Source organism: Spongiactinospora gelatinilytica, from assembly GCF_003236385.1.
Classification (GTDB): domain Bacteria; phylum Actinomycetota; class Actinomycetes; order Streptosporangiales; family Streptosporangiaceae; genus Spongiactinospora; species Spongiactinospora gelatinilytica.
This window is the reverse complement of the sequence record NZ_POUA01000695.1, coordinates 1-1,617: the sequence shown is the minus strand read 5'-3', so window position 1 is coordinate 1,617 and position 1,617 is coordinate 1. Positions and strand designations below refer to the sequence as shown.

Sequence of the window (1,617 nt, the reverse complement as noted above, 5' to 3'; positions counted from 1 at the left end):
GCCCTGTGGAAAACCCACCGCCCCGCCGCTGACGGCGAAGGTGTCCAGCTGCTCGGCGTCGGCGGCGGCGATGAGCTGGTCCACCAGCTCATCCAGCTCCAGCGGCTCTTGGGCCCTGGGAGTGTGGGCGGTTCCGGTCAGGTCCACCCCGACCACGGTGTGCCGTGCGGCCGGCCCTTCCATGATCGGCCCGTAGTTGGCCTCGGCCGCCGTCCGCGCCGTGGGCGCGGCAGCAGGCCGGGGCCGGACCCGCACTGAGCGGCCAAGGCGGAATCGGTGCGAGGTCTCGGCACTCTCGTTGACGGGCGCCAACGCGGTCCCGTGTACGAGGTGGCAGCGAGGCCGAGCCCGGTATGTAGGGCTCCGATGGGTTTCGCACCTCCAGGCCACCGGGACGGGAATAGGCTCGGTCCGTGGACATCGACGCGTTCGTCATGGCGCACCGCGGGACATGGGATCGGCTGGAGCACCTGATCCGCCGCAAAGGGTCCCTCACCGGGGCCGAGGTGGACGAGCTGGTGGACCTCTACCAGCGGGTCGCCACCCACCTGTCGATCGTGCGGTCCGGGTCCACGGACGCCGTTCTGGTCGGCAGGTTGTCCAGCCTGGTCGCCAGGGCGCGATCCGCCGTCACCGGGGCGCACACGCCCGCGTGGCGGGAGCTGGCCCGGTTCGTCACGGTGACCTTTCCGGTGGTCGCCTACCGGGCCCGGTGGTGGTGGCTGGCGACCGCGTTCGGGTTCTGCGCGGTGTCGGCCGTACTGGGGTTCTGGGTGGCGGGCGACCCGGAGGTACGGGCGGCCCTCGGACCGCCCGAGATGATCGAACGGCTGGTCGAGCACGAGTTCGCCGACTACTACTCGGAAAACCCGGCGGCGTCCTTCGCCGGACAGGTCTGGATCAACAACGCGTGGGTGTCCATGCAGGTCATCGCGTTCTCGATCTTCTTGGGGCTGCCCATTCCTTGGGTGCTCTGGCAGACCGCGGCCAACCTCGGCGTCTCGGGCGGCCTGATGGGGGCGCACGGCAAGCTGGACATCTTCTTCGGCCTGATCACCCCGCACGGCCTGCTGGAGCTGACCGCGGTGTTCCTCGCCGCGGGAGCCGGGATGCGGCTCGGCTGGACCGCCGTCGACCCCGGTCCGCGCAGACGGGGGGAGGCGCTGGCCGAGCAGGGGCGCGCGGTGATGAGCGTGGCGCTCGGGCTGATCGCGGTGCTGCTGGTGTCGGGGCTCATCGAGGCCCTGGTGACCCCGTCCGGCCTGCCCACCTGGGCCCGGGTGGCCGTGGGCGTGGTCGCGGAGGCGGCCTTCCTCACGTACGTGTTCGTGTACGGCAGGCGCGCCCTCCGCCGCCAGGAAACAGGCGACATCGAACGCGCCCCCGACTTCGCGCCTGCGAGCTAATGGCTGTGTTCGATGGCGCTCGCTTCGCTCGCGCGGGCCCGGGCGCTGCTGAAGGTCGCGTCCTCCGCTCACGACCGCGCCCGGGCCGTGCGTGGTTGCGGTGGGTGCATCACTTGGAAGTACTCAAGGCCCGGGCGCCTTCAAGTCAAGGGTGAGGCCGGGTGGGTCAGAGGCGGCCGGTGGCCTTGAGGGTGAGGTAGGCGTCGGCGAG

General features: G+C 71.4%; 2 protein-coding genes. One reads left to right on the top strand and one right to left on the bottom strand.

Annotated features, from left to right (window positions below; all coding sequences use genetic code 11):
• A partial coding sequence (locus tag C1I98_RS38685) for an alpha/beta fold hydrolase (protein ID WP_368773563.1) occupies positions 1–255 on the bottom strand: 255 nt, incomplete at its 3' end.
• A 158-nt stretch (positions 256–413) separates the two neighbouring features.
• On the opposite strand from C1I98_RS38685, the gene C1I98_RS38680 reads away from it, so the two are divergent.
• Positions 414–1,406, top strand: a complete 993-nt coding sequence (locus C1I98_RS38680; RefSeq protein WP_111172161.1) for a stage II sporulation protein M — start codon at positions 414–416, stop codon at positions 1,404–1,406.
• Positions 1,407–1,617 lie beyond the last annotated feature (211 nt).